The sequence below is a fragment of the Lacticaseibacillus saniviri JCM 17471 = DSM 24301 genome, assembly GCF_001311785.1.
In the GTDB taxonomy this organism is placed as follows: domain Bacteria; phylum Bacillota; class Bacilli; order Lactobacillales; family Lactobacillaceae; genus Lacticaseibacillus; species Lacticaseibacillus saniviri.
In genome coordinates, this window is record NZ_BBBX01000005.1 from 13,807 (window position 1) to 39,634 (window position 25,828).

Consider the following 25,828-nt stretch of genomic DNA (forward strand, 5'->3'; position numbering starts at 1 on the left):
ATGCGGGTATCAAATGATCTGGAGGGATCCTTTATGACAAAAAAGCAAATGTCTCGTGGTAAGTTCGACCGGCTTCAAAAGCTCTCTAATGATAACGGTATTATCGCAGCCCTCGCTATTGACCAACGCGGTTCAATGAAACGGATTATGCGCGCTGCCGCAGAAAAAGCAGGCAAGACCTATAGTCTCGACATGGTCTATGAATTCAAGGAATTAGTCGCACAAGAGCTCACCAAGTACGCATCTGGTCTGTTGATCGATGAAGAACTCGGATTCAAAGGCATGAAGTCGATGGATAAAAGCGCTGGCTTGATTCTTTCCTATGAAAAGACCGGCTATGACGCTGATGAAGAAGGTCGCTTCCCTGAATTGCTGCCTAACGAAAGTATGCAACGCTTAGTGGACAAGGGCGCCGACGCTGCCAAGGTGCTGATCTATTACAACCCTGATGACAAGCCAGAAATCAATGACGTCAAGCACGCCTTTGTTGAACGGTTGGGTTACGAAGCACTCGCAGCGGATCTCCCATTATTTGTTGAATTAGTCAGTTATACCGATGCTATCCCAGATCAAAAGAGTCGCGAATACGCGATTGCAAAGCCTGAACTCGTCTTAAACGGGATGAAGGAATTCTCTAAGGCCAAGTACAACATCGATGTGATTAAGGCAGAAATCCCCGTCAACTGGGACTTTGTCGAAGGTTACGCTAAAGACGGTGTTGATCCTGCCTATTCTCAAGATGAAGTTGCCAAGATTTTTGATGGCATGAATTCTGAAATCGATCGCCCATTCATCTATCTCTCAGCTGGTGTGCCCGCTGAAACCTTCCGTGATGAATTGATTTTTGCTGGTAAGTCTGGCAATCAATACAACGGGATTCTCGGCGGCCGTGCCACCTGGTTGAACGGTGTTGAAGTTTACGCGCAAGGTGGCCGAGAAGCCCTCATCGAATGGCTGGACACTGTGGGTAAGCAAAAACGTTGAAGAACTCAATGCCATTTTGAACCGGTATGCAAAGCCTTGGTACAGCTGGTATGGTGGTCTCGACAACATCGACGTTACGACCAAAAACTTAAAATTTAAATCAATCACATAAATAGCGCTTGTGAGGCAGATCTTGTCTGCTCACAGGCGCTATTTTTTAACGATTAAATGGGTCACGCGATACAGCAACCACCCCACCAAGGCTCCCAGTGTGTTGAAGATGACGTCATCGATATCCGCAATCCCGCTGATTAACAGGAACTGCATGGTCTCAATGCCAAGTGACAAGACGATCCCCCAGAACACCACGGCAAGCCCAGATCGCCGGTGTTGACTGATCCACGGTAAGCCAAAGCCAAACGGCACAAACCAACCGATGTTGCCTAACGATTGATACCAGAAATCGAATTGGCTCCGCCCAGCCGATAGCTTGATTGTTTCGATGAACGGCTGCGTATTGATGGCAGATAGCGGTCGATCAAAGTAAAAATGAAGCTGCCAAGGATAATAGGCATGCCGAAAGACAGTCAGCGCGAGTAGCAAGATGATATAACCCGAAAAAATTGCGACCTTCACTTCTTGTTGCCACCGCGTTTTTTGTGTTAAGGCGTTATAGACTAGCCGAATACCCAAAAACAACAGTAAATATAGAATGGTTTTATCCAATGAATACATCACGAGTCGAATCAGTGGGAAGTGATTGATGCGTTCTGAAAAATGTGCGACAACCCACTGGTACAGCGGACCTAAAAATATCATTTGCTTGCCTCCGATGTTCCTATTGTAGCAAATTTTCTTTCGGTCACCCCGATTTTGGGTTTCCTTTGAAAATTCTTACCCTTTGAAAAGTTGCCCGATTGGACAGCTTACGAGTACAATAACAAAGATACAAGGAAAGGAGGCGACACTTTGCGTGCGCTTACCAACCGGCTTTTGACCACACGCTTTGGCTTTGTCTTAATCTTACTCAGCCTATTGTGGGCCAAAACCCTCTTTGCTTACTATGTCGACTTTTCATTAGGAGCGACCGGTATTTTGCAACAAATCATTCTGATCTGTAATCCAATCGGAATCAGCCTTTTGTTGCTCTCACTCAGCCTCTACATTCGGCATCCAAAACGCGCCTACATAACCGCTGCCCTTATTTATATCATTTCGACGATTTTACTCATTGCAAACGTCCTCTACTATCGTGAATTCAGTGATTTCATGACGGTGAACACCATGCTCGGGGTCTCAAAAGTCGCCCAAGGCTTAGGGGCTAGCTCACTCAACATGGTACGGATTCGCGATATCATCTATGTACTCGATTTTCTGGTTGTCGGGTTAGGCTATCTCGGATTCGGGATTGTGAACATCATCCGCTATCTCAATCAGCAATCATTGCGGTGGCCGCATTTCGGGCTGACATTTGATTCTCGTCCGCCCGCCTATCATTTCCCTCAAGCGGTCACCATTGCGGCACTGGCGCTATTCAGCATCAACATGGCAATCAGTGAGCTCAATCGCCCACAGTTACTGACACGGACATTTGATCGTAATTATATCGTCAAATATCTGGGACTCGCGCCTTTTACGGTCTATGACGGTGTTAAGACGGCGCAGACCAATCAGGTACGGGCACAAGCGGACAGCGCCGATATGGACACTGTCTTGCAATACACCAAGAGTCACTATGCCGCGCCTAATCCGGCCTACTTTGGTCAAGCCAAGGGCAAAAATGTGATTGTGATTCACCTAGAAAGCTTCCAGCAATTCTTAATCGGCATGAAAGTCGATGGTCAAGAAGTGACGCCATTTTTGAACTCACTCTACCACAACAAATCGACCATCAGTTTCAGCAATTTCTTCAATCAGGTCGGTTTGGGTAAAACATCTGATGCCGAAAATATGTTGGAAACCAGCACATTCGGACTGCCAACAGGGTCGCTTTTCTCGTCACTGGGAACCGATAATACCTTCCAGGGGGCACCAGCGATTTTGAACCAAATACAGGGCTACTCGAGTGCGGTCTTCCATGGCGGCTCCGGTGGCTTCTGGAATCGTAACAATGTTTACAAGGGCCTAGGCTACCAGTACTTCTTTGATGGCAACTTCTATGATCACGAAGCAACGCCACCACCGAGTATGGAATCAAGGATAAATTGCTGTTTGGGGAAAGCATCAAGTACCTCGAACACATGCAGCAACCCTTCTACACCAAAATCATCACGACGACCAATCATTTTCCATTCTTCATCACGGACACGGACACCAACTTCCCAAACGCGGGAACCAGCGATGATACGGTCAACGGTTACTTCCAAACCGCTCATTATCTCGACCAGGCGATTAAAGAGTTCTTCGATTACCTGAAGTCATCAGGTCTTTCTAAGAACACGCTGGTCATGCTGTACGGGGATCATTACGGTATCAGTAACGACCGCAACCAAGCACTCGCACCCCTACTGAACAAGGATCCCGCGCAATGGACCAGTTTTGATAACACAGCACTACAACGCGTCCCACTGATGTTTTATGGCGAAGGCCTCAAGGGTGGGATTCAATCCCAGTACGGTGGCGAAATCGATGTCTTACCGACACTGTTGCATCTGCTCGGCATCAACAGTCAAGATTATGTTCAGTTCGGAACTGATCTGTTGTCCAAGCAACACAGTCAAGTCGTGGCCTTTCGTAACCACAACTTCATCACACCACAGTACACAGTCATTGGTAGCAAGGTCTATGCCAACCAGACAGGCGAGCTGATTCAGCCAACGGCGCAACTCAAAAAAAACGCTCGATGCTGATCAGGCCAAGGTCGATGAGAAATTGGACTTGTCCGACAACGTGGCCAATAAGAATCTATTACGGTTCTATACACCACCTAACTTCAAACCGATCAACCCCAAAGCCGTTGATTATATGCGCAGTTTAACCAGTGTGCTGACAATTGAGAAACAACTGGGACCAAAGTCAACTTCCCTCTTTAGTCGCAATAATGACAAGAGCACCGTCTCATTGTTCAAAACGGATGCACCAGAGATTGCGGAAAATGCGTCCCCTCTGACCACATATCCAACCAAAATTCTCAAGGCACTGGAAGACAGTTCCGATTCCTCATCCAGCAGTACGAGCACCACGAGTGCACAGCAAGAACAGCCTTAACTATTAAAAAGGTCGTAAACACCTACTAAACGGGTGTTCACGACCTTTTTTGGCTTTAAAAACAAATATTTCTTCGAAAATCCTTAATGTCACCCCGAATGTTCATATTTTATTCAAATCTTATTTCTATACTAGTAATAGTTTAAAACGAGGTGAAAAGACAATGCGGTTCATCGAGCGGATATTTTTAGGCCTTGGTTACCATCGTAAATATCATATCATCGTGGCATTGCTCTCCGCGGTTTTTATCGGCGTCAGTCTGTTCTTCCTCACCATTCAGAACATCGATGCCGCCGCAATTTCACAATTCAATGGTCGCCTACATCAATTCAGTGCGGATAGCCTGAGTCAGGCCGATCAACTTATTCAAGCCATCAATAATGCCCATCAAAGTGTCATTCATCAAACCCAGGTTGGATTATGGCTAACCATTGCCATATACAGCCTCTTGTCACTCATTTCAGCTTGGGTGATGACCTATCGCCGCTTCAAAGAGACCGCATCGTACCTGTTGCTCGGAAAGTCGCAAGCAGACATCACGGCGCAGTACATGTTTGAAGCCAGCGTCACCTTTACTATCACCTTTTTCTTACTGAGTTTGGTGGTCCTTCTGTTCTCTAAACACCTTGTTGTTTGGTGGCAAGGTGTTTACACCCAACAGATCACGCAGCAGCTCAACGATAACCAAATCACCACCCAATACGCGGATATCTTCAAACAGCTCTTCAGCAATCAGTTGACCGGCTTCACCCCATCCGCGTTCTTATATCCTGACAAATCCATTCCACTGATCAAATCCCCAACAGGGTTTATCTGGACCTATTGCATCGGACTTGCCATCAACTTACTCACTAATATCTCAACAATCGGTTTGATTCAACACTTCACCACTCATCATCTCGCAGACAGCCAGGGGGAATAACATGCTATTTTTCAAACGTCGCTCCAAAAAACCATTCAAGAATCACTCGCAACCGTCTTTACGGCACCGGGGATCTATTACGTCTACATGCGTGACCATGAACAGACAAACAACGTCTTTCAGCGCTACGTGAAACAATTTGTAGATGCGGGGATTATGAAGGATATCGGTTTGATCTCACAGACCGACACAGCGATTATTCCCTATCTGACCGTTCGCAGTAATCTGATGGTCAATCAACACAAAGTGCCTTTTGACATCTTGCCTGAATTCATTCGCACGGATAAACTGTTCCTCGAAAACCCAGCGACTGACCTCTCTATCCGGCAGCAGTTGGATATCCAATTCTTCCGCAGTGTCCTCGCTAACAAGCGCTTCATGTTCATGGCAGATGGCTTAGATAACCTCAGTACGGATGAGGCTCGCGACTTCTTGACCACCGTGGTACAACCACTGGCTGCCATCGAATCGAGTCTGATTATCTTAACAACAGACAAGAGCCTTGTCGAAGCCAATCCCAAACTGGTATGATGACAGCACCAACATTGTAATCACTGACAAAAAGGAGAGCCTGTGACATCCCGAAGGATTGTGTCACAGGCTCTTTTTGACTGCTTGACTAATCGTGTGACAAAAGGTTGAGAATTCCGGTTAACCCTTATTCTCAAAGCACCTTTTGTTTTATTCCACAGCTAACAGGCGCACATCGCTCACGCCACGCGACTCGCGCAGCTGGGCGATGACGTCATCCAAGCTGACATTGAGTTCGCTAATTTCCACCGAAATCACGACGCTGGCCCAGTCATGAATGGGAATGTTTTGATTGATGGTTAGCACGCTCGCATTGGCCGCAGACAGGACTGCCAGGACCTCAGACAAAATACCCCGATCATGATGCAACATTAACGTCAACACCGCCTTACGGCTCGGGAGATGCGTCTCAGGTCGAAACACCACATCTTTATACTTATAATAGGTGCCACGACTGATACCCACTTGTTTGACGGCCTCACTGACCTGTTTGACCTTGCCATTTTCTAGCAACGTTCTGGCTTCAATCACCTTTTCCACCACATCCGGTAAAATACTGCGGTCTACAATATAATATTTGTCCATTGCCATGATGCCCCTTAATTTCTGTTTGTGTACCGACACTCAGCCATCGTTATCTGTGAGATTGTGCAAACTCACATTGAGCAAATGCTGGTAAGTTGCGACTTCATCCGCGCTCATACCTGCCACTAATCGCTTGGCCATCACGTCGAGTTGTTCATCAAAATCCGCTTCGTGCTGTTGCATTTCCCGCCGAAACTGTTGATTAAAAACGAGTTGTTTATAGCGCTTATCGTTTGGCATGGGAATCACGTCGATGAAACCGTGCTGTTGCAGTCGTTGAACGATACCACTCACGGTCGATTTACTGAGATTAAACGCCTCTTGCAGATCGCGCTGATTGATGATGTCTTGTTCATGCTGTGCCATGTACTGCAGTATCGACATTTGGGTACTCGTGATGTTGGGTAACACAGCGCTATCGAGAACCAACTTGGTAAACTGTTTGTCGTACATCACACTGATTGCCTTAAGCATTTCGGCAATGGTTTCTTTGGCCATCTCGCGATTCACCCCTTCATCTCATCTGCCATCAGCCAATTATAGCTTACTTCAGGAATTATTTGATACCCTTTAGTTGCTCATTTCTGGTCTTGGACGTATACTATGTTAGTAGTTCGCTAGCGAACTACTTTAGCACAGACTGCATCGCAAGTGAACTCGATTCATAGTTGAGGAGGAATTATCATGGCAAATACACTAAATACAATTTTTAAGGCCACACCACTGACGGTCGCCGACATTCAAAATCCTGCAGCAGACTACTATATCATCAAATTAAACTATGCCACTGATCGGCATTTCGACTGGAAACCAGGTACTGCCGGCCTCTTCACCTTACCCCATCAAAAATACAGGTAGCGGCTTCCGCTTCTTCTCGATTGCGGGCGTACCTGACGAACATGCCATTACCATCGGCACAAGAACCGGGAAAACAGCGAGTGCATATAAGGCTGTCCTGACTCACTTGCACAAAGGGGATCGTGTCAATCTTCGTGGCCCCATCGGTTCATTTGGCGTCAAGAATGACTCAGCCCCAGTTGTCATGATTGCCAGTGGTGTCGGCGTCACCCCTTTTCGCGCGATGGCATTGGATCTCACTGCGGATCAAACCCGCCCTATCAAATTGATTCAATCAGCGCATGGCTTTCATCTCTTTCAATCCGACTTTGAAGGGGTAGCCCAAAAATGCGCGCTTCGAGTACTTGCCCGTCGAATCGGGCAAAGATGCCCAGACACAAATGCTGGCGACGATCAAGGAGCTTGGTGATTCCGCGTACTATTACCTCTCGGGCTCGTCAAAAATCGTCAAGGCCAACAAACAATTCCTGAAACAACATGGCGTCCCCGCTCGTCAAATCATCACCGACGTACAGTTCGGTTATTAAACCAAAACACAGATGCGCATAAAAATAGCGGTAGCGACCCATCTTATCAGGTGTCGCTACCGCTATTTATGTTAACTCTGAGCCAATTCGACTGTTTTTGGTGCTGTTTCTTCATCGGGGAAACTGAAGGTAAATGTTGTCCCCTCACCCGCTTTTGACGTGACCTGAATGTCACCGCCATGAAGCATCACCAGTTGATGCACAATGGCCAAGCCCAAACCGGATTCACCATACTTGGTGTTCTTCCGAGATGGATCAGCCTTATAGTATCGTTCCCAAATGTTCTTCACTTGATCGGGGGTCATTCCGATCCCGGTATCGCTGACCGCAAATTCGGTCTGGTGATAGCCATTTTTGCCGTGATGGTGATCATCCCATCTTGGGTAAACTGAATCGCGTTTTGAACGATGTTAAACATGACCTGCACAAACCGATCGTGATCAGCAAAGACTTTCACCTTGTCTGCTGCCTCAATCACCAGGTGATCATTGGCATCCGTGGCCTTTTGCGTCAATTGAGAGACGATATTATCGATATCTTCTCTGGCATTGAAGGTCACTTTGCTCAACATAATCTGATTCGTCCGGATTTTTTCGTAATCCAAGTTTTCGTTGACCAACCGAATCAAACGATTGGTTTCGTTGCGCATCAGCTCGATACTTTTGGCCTTACTCTCTTCTGGAATCGCATCATAGGCGAGACCTTCGAGCAGGCCATTGATCGTTGTGAGCGGTGTGCGCATCTCATGCGCCGCGTCCGCCATAAACTGGCGCCGACGATCTTCTTGCCGCTTGATTTCAATCTCACTGGCCTTGAGCGAATCCACCATGTTCTGGAAATCTGTGGCCAAACCCGAAATTTCATCATCGGCTTTGCCATCCAGCTTGAGTTGCACTTCATAATCACCTGTCGCCACTTGGTGTGTGGCCCGGCGCAGTTTGTTGATGCGACTGACCTGGAAGCGAGCCACGAAATAACTGATAAAGACCGCAGCCAGCATTGAAAGAATGAAGGCGATCAGAATGTTGCGCTCTGTCTTACCGATCGAGGTTTGAATCTGTTCCACAGGGGCAAAAGCGCCGACAACAAACAACAACTTACCACTCAGAAAAACCGGCTTGTAGTAAATGGTCATGCTCTGCTGACTACCATCAGCGGGGTTGCGCGCCAATTCCCGAATCGAGACCGCATTTCCCTTTTTGAGTTCAGCCCAATCACTGGCATCAATTGGCCGAGAGGCTCGTGAGCGCTCATTAGGATACATCGCCTGGTTATCGGCATTGTAAATAATGAAATGCACATGTTGCTGATCGAGAATCTCTTCCGCGTCATTCAAAAATTGCGTGTTAATCATGTAGGTCGTCGCATTGACCTTGGTAAAAGAACGATCCTTCAAGACAGAGGTGTACTGTTCGAGTTGGTCAAAACTGTTCTCCCAAACGGTGTTGGTCGTAGATTGAATAAAAGAATACTGACCACGGAGAGCGTGACCATGATAACGCCTAAGAACGCCAGCATTTGCTGGTAGAGAAGCTTCATCCGTCTAACTCACTGTCATCGAACTTATAGCCCACGCCCCATACCGTTTGAATGACTTGGGGGCCGACTTTTTCGATCTTTTGCCGTAACTTCTTGATGTGCGCATCGACTGTGCGTTCATCACCGTAATATTCGTAGTCCCAGACCAGTTGCAACAGTTGTTCCCGTGAGAAGACCTGTTTGGGACTCTTTGCGAGTGTACGCAACAAGTCGAATTCCTTTGGTGTGAGACCTTCGATTGGCTTACCCGCCAAAATGGCCTCACGCGTTTTGGAGCTCAGTTGAAAGTGTGGGGTCACAACATCGAAGTCATCGTCTTCGGTCGTTGTTTCAGGCACTGCACCAGCTGGTACTGTTTCAGTGACCTCAGCGCGACGATGCAACGCTTTGATCCGAGCAACTAGCGTCATCGGTGAAAATGGCTTGGTGACATAATCATCCGCACCTAGTTCCAAGCCGAGTACTTGATCGCTTTCGCTGTCCCGTGCTGTCAACATAATCAGTGGTACTGTTTCACTGATAGCCCGAATTTCTTTGGCAACTTGCATCCCATCCATGGTCGGTAAATTGAGATCTAATGTGATGATGTCAAATCCATCTGGATCAGCCTTAAACGCATTTAACCCTTCTTCACCGTCGTAAGCATTGACGACATCCCAGGATTCTTTTTGGAAAAACATGCCCATCATTTCTGCAACACTTTGGTTATCTTCAATCATCAGAATTTTCATGATAAGTCCCCGTTTCGGCTTTATATTCACTCTTAATTATCCACAACTTATCGAATAAAGTGTGAAATTTCGTTTTAAGTTTAACACTTTTGGTCGTGGCCCGCTGTGCGCACATTAACTTATGCCCCATTTTAACACAAAGAAACGTTGAATTATCAACGTTTCTCGCATCTATCCGAGATGATCCAAATGACTAAATGGAGATGAGGGGAATCGAACCCCTGTCCATCAACCTCGCGTCATATGGCTCTACACTCATAGCTCGCTCTTTTAAATTTCGCACAGAGGGCGCGCCAGCAAGCGAGGCTAACCCCTAAGTGCTAATCTGTTAATCTCTTCCTAACCGTTCAGATGGCGCGATTAGTCGTAGCTCAATTCATTTGAGACCCGTATTTGTCCCTTGAGCGAAGACAAGCGGATCACGCTAAACTACTTTTTAGGCAGCTAAAGCGTAAGAATTTTCATTGTTTGCAGTTAATGAACTGTCCGTTGATGACGGAGCCGAGACCTCCGGAGTGCAACACATGGGCAACAATCAATGTCGAGACCATTACATCCCCCGATATAAATGCAACCATTATGATACCAGTTAACTCCCGCTGTGTCAAGATTGACGCTGCTTGAGCCCTTGCTGCACGCGGCGTAACCCATAAATGCCGATCACCCAAATCACGGCAAAAATCAACGCGATTAAGGTCGAAGCGCTAAAGAACATCACAACTACCGTCAGGGCTAAGAACGCGAGCACAAGATAGTCAGTCCACGGGAACAGTGGCATCTTGAACAAGTGCGCATCCGGATTGAGCCGCTTGTACTTCAGATGAGCCAAAATCATCATCACCCAGACAAATAAAAGCTGATGGTGGCCACACTTGAAACCAAGGCAAACACGGCACCCGGCAGAAACAGATTCAGTAAGACAGCCACCGCAATCGTTGCTGTCGAAGCAATGATGGCTCGTGCAGGTACCTGCCGCTTAGACAGCTTAGAGAGTTTCGTCAATTGTTGATTGTCGCTCTCAAGTGCCAAGGAGAACAATAACCGGCCCGTACTGAAGATGGCGGAATTACAAGCGGATGCTGCCGCTGTGAGAACCACGAAGTTGATGATATCGGCCGCGGCCGCAATACCAACGTTTTGAACACCTGCACGAATGGACTGCTGCTCGTGCTGACAGAAGACCACGGATACACACACATGATCACGGCTAGCGCGCCCACATAGAAAATAATAATCCGCATTGGAATTTCGTTGATTGCTTCTGGAATCACCTTCAGTGGATCCTTCGTTTCACTGGCGGTGAGTCCGACCATTTCGATGCCGACAAAACTAAAGACCACCATTTGAAGCGATAGGAAGAAGCCCTTAGCCCCCTTAGGGAAGAAGCCACCATAATTGAAGAGATTCCCAATCGAAGCCGTGCCTTCCGGTGTCTTGTAGCGCATCACAATCAGCACAATTCCCAGCACAATCAGGCCAACAATGGCTACGATTTTGATCAGTGCAAACCAGAACTCGGTTTCACCAAACAGACCCACACTGATGAGATTCATGAGCAGCAAAATGGCTAATGCGACCAGGCCTGGAATCCATTGCGGCACACCCGGCAACCAGAATTTGATGTATAACCCGATGGCGGTCACTTCCGCCATGGCGACGGCAATCCAACACATCCAGTAAGTCCACCCAGTCACAAAGGCCGCGTTAGCGCCGAGATATTTCTTGATAAAATCGATAAACGTGTGCTGATTGACGTCAGACATCAGTAATTCACCCAGTGCCCGCATCAACAGGAAACAGATGCCACCCGTTAACAGATAGGCCAAAATAATCGATGGCCCTGCCAAATGAATCGATTGACCAGCACCTAAGAATAGTCCTGTACCAATTGTGCCTCCGATGGCGATTAGCTGCACATGCCGACTTTTGAGATTCCGAGCCAATTCAGGCTGGTCTTGCTTTTCTTCCATGATAATTCCTCCAGACATTATGAAAAGTATACACATTTTCAATAAAAAGAGGAAGCGTACCACCTGTTTCTGGGCATGAAAAAGACTCAAGGCAGAATGAAAAATTCTATCTTGAGTCTTTTTAACACGCTTTATTTTTACTTTTGTTGTTCAACGGCTAGTTTTGGCGCCACTTCTTTGAGGAACTGCTGAATCGTGGCTGGTGATTCCTTAAATGACATCCGTGCGACCCGAATGGCGCCCACAAAACCATCCAGCTGTGTGCGTCCTGAAGGCAATGTGACAAGCATGACCTTCGACAAAGCGGCATAGACCCGAATTTTGCTCAGTTGCGTAATGACGGCGCGCTTTGACAGGCCATGCGGCCAAAACGCCACAATCAATAACATGCCTGTAATGAACAATCCGTTGATCAGGCCCGATAACTCATGCCGCAGTGGATAAGCTAGGCCCACGCTGAGCAAAGCCAAGATGAGATAGAACCAGCGCCACCCCCACCTTGCCTGCGCGCGTAACTGAATCTGCATGGTCATCCACACCACAGCTAAGACCATTGCCACAAAAATGGCCACTAACAACCAACTCAACGCAGTCATTGTGTCATCCCCAATCGTGCAAGTAATTCTTGGACGCGAGCATCTTCGGCCAATACCGGAGCACGCCGGAGAACCTCTTCAATGCTCATGTTGCGCACAATCTTATAGGCATGCTCATCCTTGAGTTGCGGTGCGGCTGCAAGAATTTGTGCCCGCAATTCGGGATCCTGCATCACCTCGCGCACCGTTAACTGTGGCTTGTCGGCAGGTTTTGCTGGTGCAAAGCGCTGCCGAAGCCAAGCCGTGGCCAAATCGAGCCACTTGGCAAAAGCGGGTTCGACAAAACTGGGTTGCTGGTTAGCAGTTTGTGCCGTCCCTAATGCCAAGCCGTGACGACCACTTTGAAACAGATGCAATTCAAACGGTACCTCAGCCTGTTCTAAGGCCTTTGCAAACAGCAAACTATTTTCGACCGGCACCAGATCATCACTATAGGTGCCAAAGATAAATGTCGGTGGCAAGTCGGGTTTGACGGCTGCCAACAGGTCAGGCGCCTCAATGTTCATGAACGCGCCAAACGACTGCAAGATAACGGGATAGCCCAAGAGTAGTGCAGCCGGTTTGAAGTCCCCGAGTAACGTGAGCGATGCAGCCAAATGACCGCCAGCAGAAAAGCCAATGAAGGCAATCCGACTGACATCAATCTGCCAAGTCACCGCATGATTCACAATGGTCTGGATGGCAAACTGACCATCGGCAAAGGCGGCATCGAAATCCTTATACGCACCCACTGAGTAACGCAAAACGGCCGCATCATAACCCTGTGCTAAAAACTGCATGGCAATCGGTTCCGCTTCGCGATCACTGGTGAAATCATAGCCACCACCGGGGAAACACCAAAACCATGGGCCGTGGGGTTTGATCTGCCATCTCAGGAGACGCTTCTTGCAAGAAAACATCTAGACGCGTCGCTTTGTCGGCATCGATCACAACCGTTTGGGTTCGCATAATCGTCCTCCTACTTACTCAAGCGCACAACATCACGCGCAATCATCAATTCTTCATTGGTTGGGACTAATAAGACATCCACCTTAGAATCATCACTTGAAATAACACGTTCTTGTGCCATCACGTCATTGCGTTGGTCATCAATCTTTGCGCCAAAGACACTCAAGCCATCAATAATTCGCTTACGCATCAACTTGTCGCCTTCACCCATCCCAGCAGTGAAGACCAGCACATCGATACCACCCATTTCGGCGATATAACCTGCTACATATTTCACGATGCGGTTAACAAAGATATCAATTGCCAACTGTGATTGTGGTCGTGTCTCACGGGATTGTTCCAAGTCACGCATATCTGGTGACAGTTCGGAGATTCCCAATAACCCAGACTCACTATTCAAAATTTTGATCATGTCATCTGGATTGGTGATATTTAACTTTTGCATCAAGAAAGAAACTAATGAGGCATCGATATCCCCACTCCGAGTACTCATCGTCACGCCGGCCAGAGGTGTGAAGCCCATGGAAGTATCAAAGGACTTGCCATCCTTAATCGCCGTCACTGAAACACCACTACCTAAGTGCATAGTCACCATCTTGAGGTCTTTTAAGTCTTTGCCAAGCATTTCAGCGGCACGATTTGAGACATAGCGATTGCTCGTCCCGTGTGCCCCATACTTACGTGCGCCATACTTATCGTAATATTCACGCTTGATGGAATACAGGTAGTTCACTGGTGGCATTGTGGCATGAAAGGCGGTATCGAAAACACCGACTTCAGGAACGCCAGGCAACAACTTAGAGAATGCCCGGATGCCATCCGCTTCAGCTGGATTATGCAGTGGTGCATATTCAGCTAAGTGATCGATTTGACGCAATTTGGCCGCGTCAATCAGGACGGAATCACTGAAGATTTCGCCACCAGCGACGATCCGATGTCCGACACCCTGAATTTCGTTGTAATCCTTGATAATGTCTAATTCCAATAACTTCTTCAATAACATATCGACCGCAATATCAGCGGTTGCGATGTCGCCTGTGGTGGATTCTTTCTTGCCATCCCCATACTTGACCGTGAAGACAGAATCAGACAAGCCCAAGCGATCAACCAGCCCTTCAGCGATGACCGTTTCTTCAGGCATTTGGAACAACTTCCACTTCAGTGTTGAACTACCAGCGTTAATTGCTAAAATTTTTGACATACAACTCATCAACCTTCACATTTATTTTTGATATTCTGTTCCGCCCACTGATTCACATCAGTCAGGAATTGGCCGAACGCGTCTCGATCGCTGACTTCAGGAAAGGCACCGAGCAGGACTTTGCCCGCCTGTTGCGCTGTTTCACCGGGTTGTTGTAAGACCAACAGTGACTTCTGAGCCGCCTTCGTGGCAAAAATGATTCTGGTAACGTCAATAATCCTTGGAAATAAACCGTCTTGGTTAACCAATCCGTTAATCCCTTCGCTTCATCGCTTTGGAAGACTTCACTTGGGACAAAGAAGAGCCCCAAGCCACCGGGTTTCAAAGTTTTCATGCTCTGCTCAATCAAGAGATGATGGGCATAGGAGTGACCGCTTCTGGCCGCCGTCGCAAAGTTCTTGGCGCGATCATCGAGTGGATAATAACCAACCGGCAAATCGGATACCACTAAATCTAGGTCCTTAACGACCAGTTGATCCAAGGCATCCTGATGAAACAGATCAATGGTCTGTTGCTGCCACTGACCGCTGACGCCTGCTAATGCGAGCAGTTGCTCGTCATTATCGACACCAAAGCCTTGCACATCAATCTCACTGGCCTGATGCAATTGGTTCATGACAGCGTACAGCAGATTCCCCGTGCCGACTGCTAGGTCCCCAACCTTGAATGGATTGGGCAACTTAGGATAAAAAACGGTCACCATATAGCTGGCAAGGCTTGCCATACTGTCCGGGGTCATCTGTTTATTGGGTTCAATTTGATCGTGTTGAATCACCTTAATTAAGGTTAACTGCAATGCTTGCCGAATGATTTCTGGGGTCAGTTGTTCCGGCTTCACCCGCGCATACAGCTCAGTGAGCTTATCCGTGGTTGCTTGATCGGGCAGACCGTCCTCATGTATCACTTGGTGCGCAAGGAGGTTCTCACTGGTTTCAATCAACGCATCTAAATAGGTGGTATTGAGATTGCGACTCAACAAAGTGGTGGTATCTTCCAAGACCTTGTACAAGTTTTCTAGGTGCTCGTTCGCCAATTTATCGCCTCCTGAATAATTTCACTACAGTAATCATTCTACTCAGAAAACTGTTGTTATTCAAGCGGTTACTTTCGCACCAAATCAATCTTTTGTATTCGTTTTCCATGACTCGTACACGTGCACCAAATCACGTTCAATCAACACCTGATGGTCAGCGTACTGTGCACTGACTTCGGCCCACATTTGAATGAGCGTCACGGTTAACGTGATGACCAAAACCAACATCACAAGGCTTGCCAATAATTTAGTGCCCATCGCGAGCACCTATGACGACACCATCAAAGTGTTGCTGATTGGTCATGACGAGTTGATAGCGCTGCTGATTGGCCCCTTGCGTTGCTATTAATGTGAAACTTGTCACATCATTGAGCAGCGGTAGATGGCCTCCTTTTGGCGTGGTGACGCGAATCATCGGGTGGTTACCCGTCTTCACATAAGTGGCGACCAAATATGTTTCTTTGGCCTGTTTTACCTGCAACTGCTGCTCATTTCTTGTGAGTGTGGCCGTGTTCGCCAATTGATTCAAGCGGCGATCGGCGGTGAGATAAGCCAAAATTGCCTGATCGGGGAACCGTGCCTGCACTTGGCGCAACAACGGCGGCCACAACACAAGCACAGCCAACCAGATCCCCAGGCTCACAATGACCTCAATTAAGGTGAAAGCGGCCCGTTTTTGGTTCAAAAATATAGTGTTCATGCTGATGCTGCACCTCCAACTTAGCCCCTAGATGCACCTCAAAGCGCTGATTGGCAAGCATCACCGTCATCTGCTCGCGATGGGTTTGGGACTGCCGCATCGCCACCAAAAGTGCCTGGGCAGCGAGAACCCGGTGCTGTGCCAACACGACATGTTGCTGATAATAGTGTCCCATCGAAACAACCCACGTCACCATCATCAGGGTCAACAGTAGACTCGCTAATTGCTCCACTAATACCATTGCGCTTATTCGTAGATGTTTAATTCTCCCCACCCCATTTGAAAGGTTACAATCAACCGACTGTGATCCCGTCGCACCAACTGAATCGTTGTTGGTTCCGCAAACAAACCGGTTGTCTTATTGACACGAATCGTGCTCGTAACCGGTTCAAAATGCGCCGGCAAGGTTAGTTTGCGTTTGACCTGCCCGATGGGTGACTCAAACGAAACGGTGCGGTCATTAATGCGCACACGGGCCGGTTCAGGGCGCAAATTAAACTGCCGCCACGTGAGCTGAAATTGACGCAAAAATTGTTGCTCACTCAAGTGCGTGGTGAGTCGCCCATAGCTGTAGCCACCAAGCAGACCCGTGACAATCATAATGCTCAGCGCAGCCAAGACCTCAACGAGTGTAAAGGCACGGTGTCGCATCAGCGCGTCACCTCAAAATGTGGCGGTTGCCCACCCACAAAGCGCACCTTGCCATCCGTCATCACTTTGAGCTGTTCTGCCGTAATCACTCGCCCACTGACCAAACTCGCCTGACTATTGAAGTCATTGGCACTCATATCGGGGCGATTATATTCCACCTCGATTTGGGTATTCACCGTTTGGACGGTCGCCTCAACATTTCGCTGCTTCGCCTTTTGAAGTTGACTATTGATAGTGATGACTAAGGTTAATGTCAGGACAATAATGATTCCAAGCGCCGCCAGCACCTCAATCAAGGTAAATCCTGCTCGTCGTTTCATGCGATCTCCTCCATGAGTTGATACACCGGTTGTAGGACCTGCCAATAAACCAAAATAATTTGCACACCAATCACCAGAAACAATAACGGCTGCACCAAGGCAATCAAGCGTTCCAGATACTGCGTCAGTTGTTTGAACAAGCGCTGACTCAATATCGCCAAGGCCAGTTGAAACTGTGCAGGCGGTTGGCCCAACTGAATCAGTAATCCGACATCAGCGGGTATGAGTGGCTGATCCAATGCTTGCACCAAAGAGGCACCACTTGCTAGCCGCTGACTCACTGTTTGCCCAACTTTGGCCAACATGTTTTGTCGCAATTGACCTAGGGCCTGGCAGTAACGCGCAAGATCTTGCCCCGCCAAACTGAACGCGTAAGCCCCCAGTGCGAACTGATAATGATAGTAATATCGAAGCAGTGGCCCAACAATCGGCCACTTGAGTAGCCCACCCTGCCAAGCCAGGCGATGTTGTCTGTAATGCCGAACCAGGAACCCTATCAGGCCAATCACCACAACGAGGCTTACCGGCAACATCACATTGAAGCTAAAGGCTTGGCCCGTCAGCAGTGGCTTCACCACGCCGATGACCCCGATTTGAATCACCGTGAGTAACCCCAGCAAAATAGCGGGATAGATCAGCAGCTGCATCATTTTTGCCGGCTAGCGACTTGTTGTGTGAGGTAGGTTGCGATGGTTTGAAGGCTGTAATGCAATTGCCCGTGAATCAGCGCCAATTGAAGCTGGCTCAACACTAATGGGGCAAATTCTGCCACAGCAAACGCTTGGGCCACATCCGCACCTTGAGCCAATTGCTGCTTCATCATCTGCCACCTTGCTTGTTGCTGAGGAAGGTGGACTTGGAGTTGCGTCAGTGCTGCATCCAGCGTGAAGCCAGATTCGAGTAACATCGCTAGCAATTCACAGGCCAGTGCCTGCTGCTTTAAACTTAATTTCGTCATCGCCTTATCCTCTAAAATTGAAGAATTGTGATCTGCGGCGTAATCTCAGGTTCGTATTTCAGTTCAATGGCGACCGTCGCGATTAGCGCCGCATGAACCAAATCGGCGTCGACGCCCAGACTAATGAGTCGCATCGGCACATCTTGCACACTTCGCGCATGCACTGTAGCTAACACGATGTGGCCACTGATGGCAGCCTCACAAGCCATCTGCGCGGTTTCACGGTCTCGAATTTCACCGATCACAACCACATCGGGGCGATGGCGAAGTGCCGCCTTCAATAACGCGGCATAAGTCATCTGGGCTTCTGGATTCACCTGCAGCTGTAAGAACCGCGACTCCGCAATTTCGACAGGGTCTTCAATCGTCATCACCATCCGTGATTGCTGTAATTGTTGGGCCAACTGATACAAAAAGTGGTTTTACCCGAGCCCGTCGGTCCACTGATTGTCAGCAGTCCGCGCTGTTCTAATATCTGTGTCACCTGGGTCAGCGCCACTCGCGTTTCCTGATTAGGTTGCGGAATACCATTAATCAGCCGAATCACCAGCGATTCGTGTTGCTGATAATCCGCGACACTGCTCAGGCGCATGAAGACGGCCGATACCGAATCAAAATAAGCACCCAATTGCACCCGGCGATGTTCAGCGACATTCATGCCGGCGCGATACTTGAGGTAATTGATCCATCGCTGACCAACCTCAAGCGGCAGTACCAAGTGTCGCTTGACCTGGTCTGGGTAGCGAAACTGAATTTCGAGTTGTTCTGCTTTGGGTAAGAGATAAATATCACTGACATGTTGATCCCGTGCCAACTGTAACATTGCATCGATTTCATCCATTCCCATCCCCCCTTACTCAATAGAATTCGCAAAGCAACAAAAAACGCGCCCACAAATGTGAGCGCGTTTTTTCGAGACAGACTAGTCGTCTGGCCAGTCTGCAGCTGTGTAAACATCTTGCACGTCGTCGTCATCTTCCAAAGCATCGATCATGTTTTGGAAAGTTTCAACCTTATCTTCAGGAACTGGTACTAAGTTTTGTGGCACCATCGTTAATTCAGATGTTGCAAACTTAAAGCCAGCTGCTTCGAGTGCATCACGTACAGCAGCAAAATCTTTTGGATCGGTATAAATTTCGAATGCCTCATCGCTGGTTTGAAGATCTTCTGCGCCGGCTTCAAGTGCTGCCTCAAGCATTTGATCTTCATCAACGTCCAGACCCTCACGATCAATCACAAAATACCCGCGACGATCAAACATGTAAGCAACCGCACCGGCACCGGCCATGGTACCGCCGTGACGAGTGATTGCGACACGAACGGAGGAACTGGTCCGGTTTCTGTTATCTGTCAGAGCGTGAACTAAGACAGCAACACCACCTGGGCCATAGCCTTCGTAAGTTACTTCATCGTAATTTGCGGCATCGCCGCTCTCAGCCTTATCCAATGCCCGTTTGATGTTATCTTTAGGCATGTTAGCTGCGCGTGCTTTATCCATTACTAACCGCAATGCTGGGTTACCGCTTGGGTCAGGACCACCCTGTTTCGCAGCCATGAATAGCTCACGTGATAACTTCTGGAAAATCTTTCCGCGCTTAGCATCCTGAGCGTTCTTACGCCCCTGAATGTTATGCCACTTGGAATGTCCTGACATGTTAAACCCTCTTTTCTTAATATAAAAACTTCATAAACGTTGATAGTATACCAAAAATGCGCTGTTGAGACAACGCATATTTCGCTAAAGGCGTGCGCCAGTCGCCTTCTTTAATGCGCTCTCATCCTCGAGACACACTTTTGCGGTGACGCGCCATCACGAGGAAGACGATGAGCACTCCGATCGTGCCCGCAATCGTATCCAACATGACATCTTGGAACAGTGGTGTGCGGTCCCCGGTCAACATCTGGTGGAATTCATCTAACGCCGCCACACCAGCGACACTGAGCGGCACTTGCACTAATCGCACCCAACGATTGGGCGTATATTTGGCCAGGCCAATCATCGCTGTCACGCCGATAGCAAAGTAACTGATGAAGTGTGCGGCCTTGCGAATAAAGAACTCGACGAATTTGAAGTATCCCAAGGCATCGATACTGACAACTTCGCCCGCATACTTGAAATGCACCCCTAGAAGCTGATGATTCAGCGGCTTGTTGGCCAGCATGCGTTCCAAGAATGGCACGCTGGTCTGCTGATGATACGTCATCGATGAGCTGATGAATAAAATAAGTAAGACCGCAATGGTACCCACTAACCATTTGTTTATTTTCATAATTATCACCTACTTTTCTCATTGTTCTGTTATACTGATACCATCATTAGCCAAAAAGGAGTGTTTGCATGTCTTATCCAATTAACTGGAACACCGATCGCATCTTCAAAGATGGGATTACGGGTACCGCGATTCATCAGCGGCTTGCCGAAATCACCAGCGCCATTCCAACCTTTAACGCTGCCGTCAACGCGTGGCAATTGGCCGCCGACGCACCGGCGTTTCCAACTTCAACGCACTGCTCGATCAATACGAGAATATTCAAAATGGTATCAGTACAATCATGACTTTTGCCGAAATGATTTCATCGGCCGAATCCAAGAATCAGGAAGCCGGACCTGTCTTGAGCCAAGCTCAAAATCTGGCAACACAATTTCAAAGCGGCACCAACCAACTGCAAAAGAAGCTCGTTGCTGCCACAGATAGTGACTTCAAGCAGCTGCAACAAGCCTTTCCCGTCATTGCTTTTAACCTACAGGAATTACGCGAACAAGGCAAGCGACTGCTCGACGATGCGACTGAAGACCTCATCAACCGGCTCGCCATTGATGGTTTCAATGGCTGGAGCCAACACTACACCACACTGAGCGCGGATTTGAAGTTCCCAGTGACACTGAACGACGGCCAATCTCTCACCTTGTCAGCTGGGCAAGCGCAGAACCGATTTGAATCCGACCTCGATCCTAAGAATCGGGAAATTGTCTTCAATCAGTGGGAACAGACATGGTCCAATCATGCCGCTAACTTCGCGGATACCTTGAATCATCTTGCGGGCTTCCGCCTCACCGATTATCAAGCGCACCATGAGGATAATTATCTCGCCGTGCCACTCAGGCTCAACCGCATGCACCGCGAAACCCTGGATGCCATGTGGGCCAGCGTCAGCGCCAACAAGAAGCCTTTCACCACCTACATGGCCCAAAAGGCGCGCCTGCAGGGCAAAACGGAAATGGCCTGGCACGATCAATGGGCGCCCGTTGTCGTTGGCGATTTCACTCCCACCACCTACACCTTCGACCAAGCGGCGGAATTCATCATCAGTAACTTCCGGCGCTTCTCGCCTAAGATGGCTGATTTTGCGCAACACGCCTTTGATAACGGTTGGATTGAAGCGGAAGACCGCCCAGGCAAGCGTCCAGGCGGCTATATGACCAGCGTGCCTGATATCAAAGAAGCCCGTATCTTCATGACCTTTGACGGCTCCGCTTCCGGCGTCTCCACCTTGGCCCATGAACTCGGCCATGCCTTCCACTCGTCACTCCTGAATGACTTGCCAAGTTTCCGTCGCGATTATGCCATGAACGTAGCCGAAACAGCGTCAACCTTCGCCGAACTGATTGTGGCGGATGCGACCGTCAAGGCGGCCAAAACGCCTGAAGAAAAGCTCAATCTGTTAGATGCAAAAATGAGTAATCCCATGGCAATGCTGCTCAACATCCACGCCCGCTACCTCTTTGAACGTTCCTTCTACGATGCTCGCCAGAAGGGACCACAGACGGTCGATCAGTTGAAACAGTTAATGACCCAGGCGCAAGAAACCGCGTATGCCGGCAGCTTGAGCACTTTTGATCCGATGTTTTGGGCGGACAAGCTGCACTTCTTTATTGACGATGTGCCATTCTACAACTTCCCCTACACGTTCGGCTACCTGCTCTCAAGTGGCATTTACGCGAAGGCGCAAACCCAAGCTAACTTTGAAGATCAGTACATCGCGCTGTTGACCGATACAGCGAACATGTCTGCGGAAGACCTGGTCCAAAAGCATCTCGTTGCAAACCTCAGCAAACCTGATTTCTGGCAACAAGGAATCGATTTGGCCGCCGAAGACGCCAAGCAATTCTTAACTTTGAGTGAGGCTTATATCTGAGCCACATCAAAATAGGAGCTTATGACAGCCCAAGCGGGTCATGTCATAAACTCCTATTTGTGTGATTCTTTTCTATTCAACCGTCACGGACTTTGCCAAGTTACGTGGCCGGTCAACATCATAACCGCGATCAAAGCTGGTGTAGTAAGCCAACAATTGTGCTGGAATGATGGATAAGAGTGGCGCCAACAGTGGATCGATGTCAGGAATGACGATTTGATCTTCATCTTGAGCCTGGGCTTGCGTCACAATCCGTAATACCTTCGCACCGCGAGCCGCAATTTCATCCGCATTACTACGTGTGTGCGCTGCGGTTTCGGGATCAGAGATAAAGGCCACTAATGGGGTATCCTTTTCGATCAAGGCGATGGTTCCGTGCTTCAGCTCACCAGCGGCGAAACCTTCTGCCTGAACGTAGGAGATTTCCTTTAACTTCAGTGATGCTTCCAAGCTGACATAGTAATCCGTACCACGGCCGATGTAGAAGGCGTTGCGCGTTGTGGCAAACAGATCAGTTGCCCATTGATGAATGAGATCCTTTTGTTCGATCAATGCTTGTTGCGCCGTTGAAGCTAAGCCTAATTGATGCACAACATCGAATTGAGCGGCTTCAGGAATTGCCTTTACTTCGCCTAATGCCTTGGCCAATAAGGCTTCAGCCGCGATCTGTGCGGTATAAGCCTTGGTGGAAGCAACGGCAATTTCAGGGCCTGCGTGCAGCAACAATTGATAATCTGCTTCACGCGCAAGGGTTGAACTGCGACGTTCGTCACTGTTAATGATGGGAAGCCTTGTGCCTTGATCTTAACCAACACCTGGCGAATATCTGCTGTTTCACCACTTTGGGTCAGGAAGATAAAGAATGGGCGTTCTGATAACAATGGTTGGTGGTAGCCGAATTCAGAAGCCAGATAAGCCTCTGCTGGGACCTTAGCCAGCTTTTCAAAGAGTGCTTGACCAACTAACCCGGCATGGTAACTTGTGCCAGCTGCGACGATGTAGAGGCGATCTGCACGCTTCATGGCAGCTAACAGATCAGAATCAATGCTGACCTGACCTTCGTCATCGGTGTAGGCATCAACCAAACGGTGCATCACGATTGGTTGTTCATCGATTTCCTTCAACATGAAGAATGGATACGTGCCCTTAGAGATTTCGCCATCGTCCAATTTGACGGTGAAGGCATCACGACTAACAGGTTCGCCAGCCAATGTCTCAATAGCAATGTTGTCTTTGGTCAGGATAACCAATTCTTCATCTTGCAAGGCAACGAATTGATCGGTTTCGCTGATCAATGCCATCGCATCGGACGCAACAGCGTTGAAGCCGTCACCCTTACCGATTAACAATGGACTCTTGTTCTTAGCCACATACAAGGTGTCAGGTGTTAAGCGATCAACCAATGAGAACGCATAAGAGCCATCGAGCATCTTGAGTGTCTTGGCAAAAGCAGCTTTGGCATCCAACCCTTCGCGGGCAAACAAGGCAACTAACTGAACCACGATTTCGGTATCGGTTTCACTTGCCAACTCGATGCCTTGGAGATATTGATCACGCAAGGCATTAGCATTGGTGATGACACCATTGTGAACCAAGTAGAAGCGTTCGTCATTTGACAAATGTGGGTGAGAGTTGGCTTCACTTGGCATGCCGTTCGTGGCCCAACGGGTGTGGCCAATCCCCATGCTACCAACAACATCATCTGTAACGGCGTTTTCGAGATTCTTGATCCGGCCGACGCGCTTAACCAGATAATCATGACCTTGTTGATCGTTGACATAAATACCCGCTGAATCATAACCGCGGTATTCCAATTTCTCTAAACCTTGCAATAAAACTTGTGTTGCATTCTTTTTACCGATGACACCAACAATTCCACACATAGTTAACATCCTCTTCCCCGGTTCAAACCGGTCTGTTTTAAATTTGATATTGGTACTACTGGAAACAAGGACTAATTTATTACACATAAACGCTTTTGTCAACATTTTATTTTATTGGTATATGCCTTTTTACGAAACTGGTATAGACAATTCCATGATTTTTTAGCAAAAATAAAAGCGTTACCTCAGAACCATGCGGTTTTGAGGTAACGCTTTTTGATGGCTAATAATCTGTCATCAGCTTATTTTTGACCCATTTCAGCTTCAACAACTTCGACAATTTGGTCAACATACTGATTCACGAGTTCTTCGGTCTTGGCTTCTGCCATGACCCGCAAAAGTGCTTCGGTCCCACTAGGGCGAACCAAGACGCGACCATCGCCATTCATTTCTTTTTCAACGGTATCAATAGCAGCCTGAATAGCAGGATAATCTTGCCAGTGATCCTTATCGGCAACCTTGACGTTAACCAACTTTTGCGGATAGGTCTTGACTGGCGCTGCCAATTCGGACAATGGCAAACCGGTCTTCTTCATCACGTTCAATAATTGAATCCCAGTTAACAAGCCGTCCCCGGTATTGTGATAATCAAACAGAACCACGTGACCGGACTGTTCACCACCGATGTTATAACCGTGTTCACGCATTTCTTCAACGACGTGACGGTCACCAACAGCAGTCTGAACAGACTTCATGCCATTTGCTTCCAAGGCCTTATACAGGCCGATGTTACTCATCACTGTTGTCACAACAGTATCTTGCTTGAGTGAACCCTGACTCTTCATGTAGTTACCGAGGATGAACATAATCTTGTCGCCATCGACAATTTCGCCGTTCTCATCAACAGCGATACAACGGTCGCCATCACCATCAAAGGCGAGACCAGCTTGGGCACCCTTTTCCACAACAAACTTAGCCAAGGCTTCAGGATGTGTCGAACCAACGCCGCGGTTGATGTTAATGCCATCGGGACTTGTCGCCATGGTATCGAAATCTGTTTCAAGATCAGCGAACAGACGACTCACTAAGCCACTTGTGGCACCGTTAGCGCCATCTAAAGCCACGTGAATTCCAGCTAAGTCATCGGATAAAGTCTGTTCCAAGAATTGGGTATACTTCAATGCCCCTTCTGGATAAACTGAAACCGTCCCGATACCTTCAGCAGCAGGCCGTGGTAATTCATCGACTGGCGCATCCAGATAACGTTCGATTTCGTCTTCAGTTTCATCGGATAACTTGTAACCATCTGGGCCAAAGAATTTGATCCCATTGTCCTCTGCTGGATTGTGGGAAGCTGAAATTTGAATCCCGGCATCCGCTTCTTGAACCTTAATCAAAAAGCTACGGCAGGTGTCGTAATCACGCCAAGCGACAACACTTCGATCCCAACGGACAAGAGTCCTGAGATCAAGGCATTTGCAAGCATTTCGCCAGATTTCCGAGTATCACGCGCAACGAGAACTAGTGGCCGTCGATCGGCATTCTTAGCGTGTTGGGTTAACACGTAACCACCAGCACGACCTAAGCGAAAAGCGAGCTCTGGACTCAATTCTTTATTGGCAATCCCTCGGACACCATCTGTACCAAAATACTTTGTCATTGTGTTT

Annotated in this window: 23 protein-coding genes, 1 other RNA gene and 8 pseudogenes; 7 read left to right on the forward strand and 25 right to left on the reverse strand. The window is 48.1% G+C overall.

The window, feature by feature from the left end:
* Nucleotides 1-33 precede the first annotated feature (33 nt).
* Nucleotides 34-1,096: pseudogene (locus tag JCM17471_RS03855) on the forward strand (tagatose 1,6-diphosphate aldolase).
* A 38-nt stretch (nucleotides 1,097-1,134) separates the two neighbouring features.
* Here the strand turns inward: JCM17471_RS03855 and JCM17471_RS03860 are convergent.
* A complete protein-coding gene (locus JCM17471_RS03860; protein ID WP_054776887.1) occupies nucleotides 1,135-1,743 on the reverse strand; it encodes a VanZ family protein in 609 nt (202 codons plus the stop codon).
* A 150-nt stretch (nucleotides 1,744-1,893) separates the two neighbouring features.
* On the opposite strand from JCM17471_RS03860, the pseudogene JCM17471_RS03865 reads away from it, so the two are divergent.
* The 3 genes and pseudogenes from JCM17471_RS03865 to JCM17471_RS03875 all read left to right on the forward strand — a co-directional run bounded on the left by JCM17471_RS03865 (nucleotide 1,894) and on the right by JCM17471_RS03875 (nucleotide 5,584).
* A pseudogene (locus JCM17471_RS03865) lies at nucleotides 1,894-4,131 on the forward strand (LTA synthase family protein).
* A gap of 163 nt (nucleotides 4,132-4,294) precedes the next feature.
* A complete protein-coding gene (locus JCM17471_RS03870) occupies nucleotides 4,295-5,053 on the forward strand; it encodes a hypothetical protein (RefSeq protein ID WP_054776888.1) in 759 nt (252 codons plus the stop codon).
* Nucleotides 5,054-5,140: 87 nt separating this feature from the next.
* Nucleotides 5,141-5,584, forward strand: a complete 444-nt coding sequence (locus JCM17471_RS03875; protein WP_054776889.1) for a hypothetical protein — start codon at nucleotides 5,141-5,143, stop codon at nucleotides 5,582-5,584.
* Nucleotides 5,585-5,734: 150 nt separating this feature from the next.
* Here JCM17471_RS03875 and JCM17471_RS03880 read toward each other — a convergent pair whose 3' ends face one another.
* Together JCM17471_RS03880 and JCM17471_RS03885 are read right to left on the reverse strand one after the other, a co-directional pair.
* Nucleotides 5,735-6,169: an ACT domain-containing protein gene (locus tag JCM17471_RS03880; RefSeq protein WP_054776890.1), complete on the reverse strand. Its 435-nt coding sequence runs from the start codon at nucleotides 6,167-6,169 to the stop codon at nucleotides 5,735-5,737.
* 39 nt (nucleotides 6,170-6,208) lie between these two features.
* Nucleotides 6,209-6,667: a MarR family winged helix-turn-helix transcriptional regulator gene (locus JCM17471_RS03885; protein ID WP_162208343.1), complete on the reverse strand. Its 459-nt coding sequence runs from the start codon at nucleotides 6,665-6,667 to the stop codon at nucleotides 6,209-6,211.
* Between the two features lie 186 nt (nucleotides 6,668-6,853).
* On the opposite strand from JCM17471_RS03885, the gene JCM17471_RS13925 reads away from it, so the two are divergent.
* On the forward strand, nucleotides 6,854-7,027 hold the full coding sequence (locus JCM17471_RS13925; protein ID WP_156321585.1) for a hypothetical protein: 174 nt from the start codon (nucleotides 6,854-6,856) through the stop codon (nucleotides 7,025-7,027).
* Complete coding sequence (locus tag JCM17471_RS13930; protein ID WP_156321586.1) at nucleotides 6,951-7,436, forward strand: ferredoxin reductase domain-containing protein; 486 nt, start codon at nucleotides 6,951-6,953, stop codon at nucleotides 7,434-7,436. The genes JCM17471_RS13925 and JCM17471_RS13930 overlap by 77 nt, the downstream gene beginning before the upstream one ends.
* Nucleotides 7,437-7,625: 189 nt before the next feature.
* Here JCM17471_RS13930 and JCM17471_RS03895 read toward each other — a convergent pair.
* From JCM17471_RS03895 to JCM17471_RS03970, 20 genes and pseudogenes are all read right to left on the reverse strand, one after another.
* Nucleotides 7,626-9,093, reverse strand: a pseudogene (locus JCM17471_RS03895) (sensor histidine kinase).
* Complete coding sequence (locus tag JCM17471_RS03900) at nucleotides 9,090-9,824, reverse strand: response regulator transcription factor (RefSeq protein WP_054776893.1); 735 nt, start codon at nucleotides 9,822-9,824, stop codon at nucleotides 9,090-9,092. Before JCM17471_RS03900 ends, JCM17471_RS03895 begins: the two are co-directional and overlap by 4 nt.
* 195 nt (nucleotides 9,825-10,019) lie before the next feature.
* Nucleotides 10,020-10,384, reverse strand: a transfer-messenger RNA (tmRNA) gene (gene ssrA / locus JCM17471_RS13320).
* Nucleotides 10,385-10,428: 44 nt separating this feature from the next.
* Nucleotides 10,429-11,797, reverse strand: a pseudogene (locus JCM17471_RS03905) (amino acid permease).
* A gap of 134 nt (nucleotides 11,798-11,931) precedes the next feature.
* The gene (locus JCM17471_RS03910) at nucleotides 11,932-12,390 is read right to left on the reverse strand and encodes a hypothetical protein (RefSeq protein WP_054776894.1); all 459 of its coding nucleotides are present in this window, start codon (nucleotides 12,388-12,390) and stop codon (nucleotides 11,932-11,934) included.
* The gene (locus tag JCM17471_RS03915; protein WP_054776895.1) at nucleotides 12,387-13,169 is read right to left on the reverse strand and encodes an alpha/beta hydrolase; all 783 of its coding nucleotides are present in this window, start codon (nucleotides 13,167-13,169) and stop codon (nucleotides 12,387-12,389) included. The genes JCM17471_RS03910 and JCM17471_RS03915 overlap by 4 nt, the downstream gene beginning before the upstream one ends.
* Before the next feature lie 34 nt (nucleotides 13,170-13,203).
* The gene (locus tag JCM17471_RS15815) at nucleotides 13,204-13,338 is read right to left on the reverse strand and encodes a hypothetical protein (protein WP_263849405.1); all 135 of its coding nucleotides are present in this window, start codon (nucleotides 13,336-13,338) and stop codon (nucleotides 13,204-13,206) included.
* 10 nt (nucleotides 13,339-13,348) lie between these two features.
* Complete coding sequence (locus JCM17471_RS03920) at nucleotides 13,349-14,539, reverse strand: acetate/propionate family kinase (RefSeq protein WP_054776896.1); 1,191 nt, start codon at nucleotides 14,537-14,539, stop codon at nucleotides 13,349-13,351.
* Nucleotides 14,540-14,547: 8 nt separating this feature from the next.
* Nucleotides 14,548-15,572, reverse strand: a pseudogene (locus JCM17471_RS03925) (class I SAM-dependent methyltransferase).
* A gap of 84 nt (nucleotides 15,573-15,656) precedes the next feature.
* The gene (locus tag JCM17471_RS13935) at nucleotides 15,657-15,830 is read right to left on the reverse strand and encodes a hypothetical protein (RefSeq protein WP_156321587.1); all 174 of its coding nucleotides are present in this window, start codon (nucleotides 15,828-15,830) and stop codon (nucleotides 15,657-15,659) included.
* On the reverse strand, nucleotides 15,820-16,272 hold the full coding sequence (locus JCM17471_RS03930) for a hypothetical protein (protein ID WP_147661023.1): 453 nt from the start codon (nucleotides 16,270-16,272) through the stop codon (nucleotides 15,820-15,822). The genes JCM17471_RS13935 and JCM17471_RS03930 overlap by 11 nt, the downstream gene beginning before the upstream one ends.
* Nucleotides 16,223-16,513 (reverse strand): hypothetical protein, encoded by a 291-nt coding sequence (locus JCM17471_RS03935; protein WP_054776898.1) that lies wholly within the window; start codon nucleotides 16,511-16,513, stop codon nucleotides 16,223-16,225. The genes JCM17471_RS03930 and JCM17471_RS03935 overlap by 50 nt, the downstream gene beginning before the upstream one ends.
* 5 nt (nucleotides 16,514-16,518) lie before the next feature.
* Entirely contained in the window at nucleotides 16,519-16,923 is a 405-nt protein-coding gene (locus JCM17471_RS03940) for a prepilin-type N-terminal cleavage/methylation domain-containing protein (protein WP_054776899.1), read from the reverse strand.
* The gene (locus JCM17471_RS03945; protein WP_054776900.1) at nucleotides 16,923-17,243 is read right to left on the reverse strand and encodes a prepilin-type N-terminal cleavage/methylation domain-containing protein; all 321 of its coding nucleotides are present in this window, start codon (nucleotides 17,241-17,243) and stop codon (nucleotides 16,923-16,925) included. Before JCM17471_RS03945 ends, JCM17471_RS03940 begins: the two co-directional genes overlap by 1 nt.
* Nucleotides 17,240-17,890, reverse strand: a complete 651-nt coding sequence (locus JCM17471_RS03950; protein ID WP_054776901.1) for a type II secretion system F family protein — start codon at nucleotides 17,888-17,890, stop codon at nucleotides 17,240-17,242. Before JCM17471_RS03950 ends, JCM17471_RS03945 begins: the two co-directional genes overlap by 4 nt.
* Entirely contained in the window at nucleotides 17,890-18,201 is a 312-nt protein-coding gene (locus JCM17471_RS03955) for a type II secretion system F family protein (protein ID WP_054776902.1), read from the reverse strand. The genes JCM17471_RS03950 and JCM17471_RS03955 overlap by 1 nt, the downstream gene beginning before the upstream one ends.
* A gap of 11 nt (nucleotides 18,202-18,212) precedes the next feature.
* Complete coding sequence (locus tag JCM17471_RS16750) at nucleotides 18,213-18,572, reverse strand: ATPase, T2SS/T4P/T4SS family (RefSeq protein ID WP_263849406.1); 360 nt, start codon at nucleotides 18,570-18,572, stop codon at nucleotides 18,213-18,215.
* Entirely contained in the window at nucleotides 18,572-19,042 is a 471-nt protein-coding gene (locus JCM17471_RS16755; RefSeq protein WP_263849407.1) for an ATPase, T2SS/T4P/T4SS family, read from the reverse strand. The genes JCM17471_RS16750 and JCM17471_RS16755 overlap by 1 nt, the downstream gene beginning before the upstream one ends.
* Nucleotides 19,043-19,123: 81 nt before the next feature.
* The gene (locus JCM17471_RS03965; RefSeq protein ID WP_054776903.1) at nucleotides 19,124-19,855 is read right to left on the reverse strand and encodes a YebC/PmpR family DNA-binding transcriptional regulator; all 732 of its coding nucleotides are present in this window, start codon (nucleotides 19,853-19,855) and stop codon (nucleotides 19,124-19,126) included.
* Nucleotides 19,856-19,976: 121 nt separating this feature from the next.
* Entirely contained in the window at nucleotides 19,977-20,471 is a 495-nt protein-coding gene (locus tag JCM17471_RS03970) for a VanZ family protein (RefSeq protein ID WP_054776904.1), read from the reverse strand.
* 68 nt (nucleotides 20,472-20,539) lie between these two features.
* Between JCM17471_RS03970 and JCM17471_RS03975 the strand changes: the two are divergent.
* Nucleotides 20,540-22,338, forward strand: a pseudogene (locus JCM17471_RS03975) (M3 family oligoendopeptidase).
* A gap of 72 nt (nucleotides 22,339-22,410) precedes the next feature.
* Here JCM17471_RS03975 and glmS read toward each other — a convergent pair.
* Nucleotides 22,411-24,221 (reverse strand): annotated as a pseudogene (gene glmS / locus JCM17471_RS03980) (glutamine--fructose-6-phosphate transaminase (isomerizing)).
* Between the two features lie 242 nt (nucleotides 24,222-24,463).
* A pseudogene (glmM, locus tag JCM17471_RS03985) lies at nucleotides 24,464-25,821 on the reverse strand (phosphoglucosamine mutase).
* Nucleotides 25,822-25,828 lie beyond the last annotated feature (7 nt).

What these genes read in the sequence shown, in the direction of transcription:
- JCM17471_RS03880 (WP_054776890.1), bottom strand. Translation starts at nt 6,169, where the DNA reads ATGGACAAATATTATATTGTAGACCGCAGTATTTTACCGGATGTGGTG.
- JCM17471_RS13925 (WP_156321585.1), top strand. Translation starts at nt 6,854, where the DNA reads ATGGCAAATACACTAAATACAATTTTTAAGGCCACACCACTGACGGTC.
- JCM17471_RS13935 (WP_156321587.1), bottom strand. Translation starts at nt 15,830, where the DNA reads ATGGGCACTAAATTATTGGCAAGCCTTGTGATGTTGGTTTTGGTCATC.
- JCM17471_RS03955 (WP_054776902.1), bottom strand. Translation starts at nt 18,201, where the DNA reads ATGACGAAATTAAGTTTAAAGCAGCAGGCACTGGCCTGTGAATTGCTA.
- JCM17471_RS03940 (WP_054776899.1), bottom strand. Translation starts at nt 16,923, where the DNA reads ATGCGACACCGTGCCTTTACACTCGTTGAGGTCTTGGCTGCGCTGAGC.
- JCM17471_RS13930 (WP_156321586.1), top strand. Translation starts at nt 6,951, where the DNA reads ATGCCACTGATCGGCATTTCGACTGGAAACCAGGTACTGCCGGCCTCT.
- JCM17471_RS03970 (WP_054776904.1), bottom strand. Translation starts at nt 20,471, where the DNA reads ATGAAAATAAACAAATGGTTAGTGGGTACCATTGCGGTCTTACTTATT.
- JCM17471_RS03950 (WP_054776901.1), bottom strand. Translation starts at nt 17,890, where the DNA reads ATGCAGCTGCTGATCTATCCCGCTATTTTGCTGGGGTTACTCACGGTG.
- JCM17471_RS03915 (WP_054776895.1), bottom strand. Translation starts at nt 13,169, where the DNA reads ATGCAGTTTTTAGCACAGGGTTATGATGCGGCCGTTTTGCGTTACTCA.
- JCM17471_RS15815 (WP_263849405.1), bottom strand. Translation starts at nt 13,338, where the DNA reads ATGCGAACCCAAACGGTTGTGATCGATGCCGACAAAGCGACGCGTCTA.
- JCM17471_RS16755 (WP_263849407.1), bottom strand. Translation starts at nt 19,042, where the DNA reads ATGGATGAAATCGATGCAATGTTACAGTTGGCACGGGATCAACATGTC.
- JCM17471_RS03900 (WP_054776893.1), bottom strand. Translation starts at nt 9,824, where the DNA reads ATGAAAATTCTGATGATTGAAGATAACCAAAGTGTTGCAGAAATGATG.
- JCM17471_RS16750 (WP_263849406.1), bottom strand. Translation starts at nt 18,572, where the DNA reads ATGACGATTGAAGACCCTGTCGAAATTGCGGAGTCGCGGTTCTTACAG.
- JCM17471_RS03885 (WP_162208343.1), bottom strand. Translation starts at nt 6,667, where the DNA reads ATGGCCAAAGAAACCATTGCCGAAATGCTTAAGGCAATCAGTGTGATG.
- JCM17471_RS03920 (WP_054776896.1), bottom strand. Translation starts at nt 14,539, where the DNA reads ATGTCAAAAATTTTAGCAATTAACGCTGGTAGTTCAACACTGAAGTGG.
- JCM17471_RS03910 (WP_054776894.1), bottom strand. Translation starts at nt 12,390, where the DNA reads ATGACTGCGTTGAGTTGGTTGTTAGTGGCCATTTTTGTGGCAATGGTC.
- JCM17471_RS03860 (WP_054776887.1), bottom strand. Translation starts at nt 1,743, where the DNA reads ATGATATTTTTAGGTCCGCTGTACCAGTGGGTTGTCGCACATTTTTCA.
- JCM17471_RS03930 (WP_147661023.1), bottom strand. Translation starts at nt 16,272, where the DNA reads ATGAACACTATATTTTTGAACCAAAAACGGGCCGCTTTCACCTTAATT.
- JCM17471_RS03870 (WP_054776888.1), top strand. Translation starts at nt 4,295, where the DNA reads ATGCGGTTCATCGAGCGGATATTTTTAGGCCTTGGTTACCATCGTAAA.
- JCM17471_RS03945 (WP_054776900.1), bottom strand. Translation starts at nt 17,243, where the DNA reads ATGAAACGACGAGCAGGATTTACCTTGATTGAGGTGCTGGCGGCGCTT.
- JCM17471_RS03965 (WP_054776903.1), bottom strand. Translation starts at nt 19,855, where the DNA reads ATGTCAGGACATTCCAAGTGGCATAACATTCAGGGGCGTAAGAACGCT.
- JCM17471_RS03875 (WP_054776889.1), top strand. Translation starts at nt 5,141, where the DNA reads ATGCGTGACCATGAACAGACAAACAACGTCTTTCAGCGCTACGTGAAA.
- JCM17471_RS03935 (WP_054776898.1), bottom strand. Translation starts at nt 16,513, where the DNA reads ATGGTATTAGTGGAGCAATTAGCGAGTCTACTGTTGACCCTGATGATG.